This is a genomic window from Salipiger sp. (assembly GCF_059781815.1).
In genome coordinates this window covers 1-5,755 of the sequence record NZ_JBYNAH010000285.1, presented here as the reverse complement: position 1 = coordinate 5,755, position 5,755 = coordinate 1, and the positions used below count along the sequence as shown (strand labels likewise).

General features: G+C 66.0%; 6 protein-coding genes. All 6 read left to right on the top strand.

Translation table 11 applies throughout. The annotated features are described in order from the left end of the window. The coding region (locus tag AC6RA4_RS22880; RefSeq protein ID WP_500164227.1) for an extracellular solute-binding protein at nt 1-561 on the top strand (561 nt) is incomplete at its 5' end. Nucleotides 562-705: 144 nt separating this feature from the next. Further along, a complete protein-coding gene (locus tag AC6RA4_RS22875; protein WP_500164225.1) occupies nt 706-1,572 on the top strand; it encodes a carbohydrate ABC transporter permease in 867 nt (288 codons plus the stop codon). A 13-nt stretch (nt 1,573-1,585) separates the two neighbouring features. Further along, nucleotides 1,586-2,416, top strand: a complete 831-nt coding sequence (locus AC6RA4_RS22870; protein ID WP_500164223.1) for a carbohydrate ABC transporter permease — start codon at nt 1,586-1,588, stop codon at nt 2,414-2,416. A gap of 19 nt (nt 2,417-2,435) precedes the next feature. Then, the gene (locus AC6RA4_RS22865; RefSeq protein ID WP_500164221.1) at nt 2,436-3,437 is read left to right on the top strand and encodes an ABC transporter ATP-binding protein; all 1,002 of its coding nucleotides are present in this window, start codon (nt 2,436-2,438) and stop codon (nt 3,435-3,437) included. Then, on the top strand, nt 3,434-4,207 hold the full coding sequence (locus tag AC6RA4_RS22860) for an L-iditol 2-dehydrogenase (RefSeq protein WP_500164219.1): 774 nt from the start codon (nt 3,434-3,436) through the stop codon (nt 4,205-4,207). The genes AC6RA4_RS22865 and AC6RA4_RS22860 overlap by 4 nt, the downstream gene beginning before the upstream one ends. A 14-nt stretch (nt 4,208-4,221) precedes the next feature. Next, nucleotides 4,222-5,688: a mannitol dehydrogenase family protein gene (locus tag AC6RA4_RS22855; RefSeq protein WP_500164218.1), complete on the top strand. Its 1,467-nt coding sequence runs from the start codon at nt 4,222-4,224 to the stop codon at nt 5,686-5,688. The last annotated feature ends 67 nt before the right edge of the window (nt 5,689-5,755 follow it).

The following is a 5,755-nucleotide window of genomic DNA, read 5'->3' as shown; positions in this document are numbered from 1 at the left end:
TCGCTGTTCCAGCAGGGCAAGTGCGGCATGTGGATCGACGCCACCGTGGCGGCCTCCTTCGTGACCAACCCCAACGACTCCACCGTGGCCGAGCACGTGGGCTTCGCCCTCGCACCCGACAACGGCCTCGGCAAGCGCGGCAACTGGCTCTGGGCATGGTCGCTCGGCATCCCCGCCGGCACCGACTCCGAGGACGCGGCCAAGAAGTTCGTCGCATGGGCAACCTCGAAGGAATACACCCAGCTCGTCGCCTCGAAAGAGGGCTGGGCGAACGTGCCCCCGGGTACCCGCACCTCGCTGTACGAGAACCCCGAGTACCAGAAGGTGCCGTTCGCCGAGATGACCCTGAACAGCATCAACGAGGCTGACCCGAACCAGCCGACCGTTGATCCGGTGCCCTACACCGGCGTCCAGTTCGTCGCGATCCCGGAATTCGCGGGTATCGGCACCCAGGTGGGCCAGGAACTCTCCGCAGCGCTGGCCGGTCAGCAGACCGTCGAGCAAGCGCTCGAGAAGGCCCAGGCCATCACCACCGACGAAATGGAAGCTGCGGGCTACTGACTCTCCCCCTGTAGCCCGGATCGGGGGGCGGCCTGTGCCGCCCCCCAACCGATCCGACCCTCAACGACAAAAGACCCGTCCGACAGGATCTGAGCTGGCCTCTTCGCGGCGCTCGGACTGTCCGCACCCCCAAGGAGGTTTGCCATGGCGACCCAGCACGCACGATCAGCAGCCCGATTGATGTTGGCACCCGCGGTGATCCTGCTTCTCGGCTGGATGCTTGTGCCGCTGACGATGACCCTCGTCTTCTCGTTCAAGCAATACCTGCCGCTGCGCGGTGGCGACCTCGGATGGGTCGGCTTCGAGAATTACGTCCGCTTCGTCACCTCCTCGGCCTTCTGGCCCAGCATCTGGGCGACGCTGATCATCGTCGGTGGCGTGCTCGTCATCACCATCGTCCTCGGCATCGCCCTGGCGTTGCTGCTCGACCAGCCGATGTGGGGTCAGGGCGTTGTCCGCATCCTCGTGATCGCGCCCTTCTTCGTCATGCCCACCGTCTCGGCGCTGGTCTGGAAGAACATGTTCATGGACCCGGTGAACGGCCTCTTCGCCCATCTCTGGACCTTCTTCGGCGCGACGCCGGTGGAGTGGCTGAGCCAGGCCTCGCTGACCTCGATCGTGATGATCGTGTCGTGGCAGTGGCTGCCCTTCGCCACGCTGATCCTTCTGACCGCGATCCAATCGCTCGACAGCGAACAGATCGAGGCCGCCGAGATGGACGGCGCGCCGTGGGTCTCGCGCTTCATCTACATCATCCTGCCGCACCTCAGCCGCGCCATCACCATCGTGCTGCTGATCCAGACGATCTTCCTTCTGGGCATCTTCGCCGAGATCTTCGTCACCACGCAGGGCAGCTTCGGCACCCGCACCCTGACCTACCTGATCTACCAGCGCGTGCTCGAGAGCCAGAATGTCGGACTTGGCAGCGCCGGCGGTATCTACGCCGTCATCCTCGCCAACATCATCGCGATCTTCCTGATGCGGATCGTCGGCAAGAACCTCGACGCCTGAGGAGAGACCAGACATGGCACGCGAAATCACCACCCAACGCAAGGCGATCAACACCGCCGCGGCCTGGACCGTCGGTCTGCTGATCTTCTTCCCGATCCTCTGGACCATCCTGACCAGCTTCAAGACCGAGGCCACGGCCATCGCCGATCCGCCCGTCTTCCTGTTCTTCGACTGGACGACCGAAAACTACGCCGCGGTCATGGAGCGCTCGGACTACGCCGAGTTCCTGTGGAACTCGATCTTCATCGCCGGCGGCTCCACCCTGCTCGGCCTGATCGTGGCGATCCCGGCGGCCTGGTCGATGGCCTTCGTGCCCTCGCCGCGCACCAAGGACATCCTGCTCTGGATGCTCAGCACCAAGATGCTTCCGGCGGTCGGCGTGCTTTACCCGATCTACCTGCTGTTCATCAAGCTGGGGCTCCTCGACACGAAGATCGGCCTGACCGTCGTGCTCATGCTGATCAACCTGCCGATCATCGTGTGGATGCTCTACACCTACTTCCGGGAAATCCCCGGCGAGATCCTCGAAGCGGCCCGCATGGACGGTGCCTCGCTGCGGGACGAGATCCTCTATGTCCTGACGCCGATGGCGGTCCCGGGCATCGCCTCGACCCTGCTGCTCAACTTCATTCTCGCCTGGAACGAAGCATTCTGGACGCTCAACCTCACTGCCGCCAAGGCAGCACCACTCACGGCCTTCATAGCGTCCTACTCCAGCCCCGAGGGCTTGTTCTACGCCAAGCTCTCGGCGGCTTCCACAATGGCCATCGCGCCGATCCTCATCATGGGCTGGTTCAGCCAGAAGCAACTCGTCCGCGGCCTGACCTTCGGCGCGGTGAAATAAGAAAACGGGAGAACCTCTCATGGGACGTATCACACTCGACAAAGTGACCAAGAGCTTCGGTGACGTGAACGTCATCCCGCCGCTCGACCTGACCATCAACGATGGCGAGTTCGTGGTCTTCGTCGGCCCCTCGGGCTGCGGCAAGTCCACCCTGCTGCGGCTGATCGCCGGGCTCGAGGATGTCAGCTCGGGGCAGATCCGGATCGACGGCGAAGACGCCACCCGCATGGCCCCCGCGCAGCGCGGACTGGCCATGGTGTTCCAGAGCTACGCACTCTACCCGCACATGTCGGTGCGCAAGAACATCGCCTTTCCGATGAAGATGGCCGGCATTCCCGAGGACGAGCAGAAGCGGCGCATCGACGGTGCTGCCAAGGCGCTCAACCTCACCGACTATCTCGACCGCCGTCCCGGCCAGCTCTCCGGCGGCCAGCGCCAGCGCGTCGCCATCGGCCGCGCCATCGTGCGCGAACCGCAGGCCTTCCTCTTCGACGAGCCGCTGTCGAACCTCGACGCGGCGCTGCGGGTGGGCATGCGGCTCGAGATCATGGAGCTGCACAAGCGCCTCGCCACCACGATGATCTACGTCACCCACGACCAGGTCGAGGCGATGACCATGGCCGACAAGATCGTGGTGCTGCGCGCCGGCAATATCGAGCAGGTCGGCAGCCCGCTGGAGCTCTACCGCGAGCCGCGCAACGAGTTCGTGGCGGGCTTCATCGGCAGCCCCAAGATGAACATCTTCGGCGGCAACGTCGCCCAGCAGCACGGCGCCGCCAAGATCGGCGTCCGCCCCGAGCATATCGGCGCCTCGACCGAGGCCGGCACCTGGGAAGGCGTGGTCGGCGTGGCCGAGCACCTTGGCTCCGACACCTTCCTGCACGTGCATGAGACCGGCCTGGCCGAGACCATCACCGTGCGCGTCGACGGCGAGCTTTCGGTCAAGCATGGCGACAAGATCTTCCTGACGCCCGAAGCCGACAAGATCCACCGCTTCAACGAGCAGGGCCTGCGCGCATGACCCGTCTCGCCGGCAAATGCGCGCTGATCACCGGTGCCGCCCGCGGCATCGGGGCCGCCTTCGCCAAGGCCTATATCGCCGAGGGCGCCAAGGTGGCGATCGCCGACATCGACATCGCGCGCGCCGAGGCAACCGCCGCCGAGCTCGGTGAGGCCGCCATCGCCGTCGAGATGGATATCACCCGGCAGGAGAGCATCGACGCCGCCGTCGCCGAGACCGTGGCGCGGCTCGGCCGGATCGACATCCTGATCAACAACGCGGCGCTGTTCACTGCTGCGCCGATCACCGAGATCACCCGCGAGGATTACATCCGGGTCTTCGACATCAATGTCGGCGGCACGCTGTTCACCCTTCAGGCGGTGGCGCGGCACATGATCGATCACGGCATCAAGGGCCGGATCATCAACATGGCCTCGCAGGCCGGGCGCCGCGGCGAGCCGCTGGTCGCGGTCTACTGCGCCACCAAGGCGGCGGTGATCTCGCTGACCCAGAGCGCCGGGCTCAACCTCATCGAGCACGGCATCAACGTCAACGCCATCGCCCCCGGCGTGGTCGACGGCGAACACTGGGACGGGGTCGACGCCTTCTTCGCGAAATACGAGGGCAAGGCGCCGGGACAGAAGAAACGGGAGGTCGGCGAGGCCGTCCCCTATGGCCGGATGGGCACCGCCGAGGACCTGACCGGCATGGCAATTTTCCTGGCCTCCGACGAGGCCGAGTACATCGTCGCCCAGTGCTACAACGTGGACGGCGGTCAGTGGATGAGCTGACGGAGGCGATCTCAATGAAACTGGTCAACGAAACCCTGGGCGATCTCGACAGCCGCGTCGCCCTGCCCGCCTATGACCGCAGCGGTCTGAGCCACGGCATCGTGCATGTGGGGCTTGGCAATTTCCACCGCGCCCACCAGGCGGTCTATCTCGACGATCTCTTCGCCACCGGCCGCGACCACGGCTGGGCGATCACCGGCGCCGGCGTGCGCGCCCCCGATGCCCGCATGCGCGACGCGCTGAAGGCGCAGGATTGCCTGTCGACGGTGATCGAGCGCTCCCCCGCCGGCAACCGCCCGCGCATCATCCGCGCGATGATCGACTTCGTCGAGGTCGATCCCGTCAACGCGCCGCTGATCGCCAAGATGATCGATCCCGCCACCCGCATCGTGTCGCTCACCGTGACCGAGGGCGGCTATTACGTCGATCCCACCACCGCGACCTTCGACCCGACCCATCCCGACATCGTCGCGGACGGCGAGACCCCGGACGCTCCGAAGACCGTCTTCGGCGCCATCGTCGCGGCCCTCAAGGCGCGCCACGATGCCGGGCAGCCTCCGTTCACGGTGATGAGCTGCGACAACATCCCCGGCAATGGCGATGTGACCCGTGACGCAGTCGTCGGCACCGCCCGGCGCTCGGATCCGGCGCTGGCCGACTGGATCGCCGCCAACGTCGCCTTCCCCAACTCCATGGTCGACCGCATCACGCCCGCCACCGGCGAGGCCGAGCGCGCGCTCGCCGCCGAGTTCGGCCTCGAGGATCCGGTCCCGGTGACCTGCGAGCCGTTCCGGCAATGGGTGCTCGAGGACAAGTTTCCCCAGGGCCGGCCGGCGCTCGAGACGGTGGGCGTCACCTTCACCGACAAGGTGCATGAATACGAGCGGATGAAGATCCGCATCCTCAATGGCGGCCACGCCATCATCGCCTATTCCGGCGCGCTGCTGGGCTGCGAGCTGGTCGACGAGGCCATGGCCCACCCGCTGGTGCACGCCTTCTTCCGCAAGGTCGAGGAGCAGGAGGTGCTGCCGCATGTGCACCCGGTGCCCGATTTCACCCCCTCGGATTATCTCGAGCTGATCGACGAGCGCTTCTCCAACCCGGCGGTGAAGGACACCACCCGCAGGCTCTGCCTCGACGGGTCGAACCGCCAACCCAAGTTCATCGTCCCCTCGATCCTCGACGGGCTCGCGGCGGGCGCGCCGATCACCGGCCTGGCGCTCGAATCCGCCCTCTGGTGCCGCTATTGCGCCGGCCATTTCGAGGATGGCACCGAGATCGCCCCCAACGATCCCGACTGGGACCGGCTGGTGGCGCTGTCGGCGGAGGCCAAGACCCGCCCGGTGGCCTGGCTCGAGCAGCGCACGGTCTACGGCGATCTCGCCGGCAACGGCCAGTTCGCCTCGCTCTTCACCGGCTGGCTCGACCGTCTCTGGTCGCACGGCGTGCAGAAGACCCTCGAGACCTACCTGGCAGACTGACGCGACCTTCCCCGCGCCACACCCCTGTCTTCTCTGGTTTCAAAATACCTCGGGGTGAATTGTCCCG

Bases quoted from the DNA above. Each gene is read 5' to 3' on its own strand.
- AC6RA4_RS22865 (WP_500164221.1), top strand. From the start codon at position 2,436: ATGGGACGTATCACACTCGACAAAGTGACCAAGAGCTTCGGTGACGTG.
- AC6RA4_RS22855 (WP_500164218.1), top strand. From the start codon at position 4,222: ATGAAACTGGTCAACGAAACCCTGGGCGATCTCGACAGCCGCGTCGCC.
- AC6RA4_RS22875 (WP_500164225.1), top strand. From the start codon at position 706: ATGGCGACCCAGCACGCACGATCAGCAGCCCGATTGATGTTGGCACCC.
- AC6RA4_RS22870 (WP_500164223.1), top strand. From the start codon at position 1,586: ATGGCACGCGAAATCACCACCCAACGCAAGGCGATCAACACCGCCGCG.
- AC6RA4_RS22860 (WP_500164219.1), top strand. From the start codon at position 3,434: ATGACCCGTCTCGCCGGCAAATGCGCGCTGATCACCGGTGCCGCCCGC.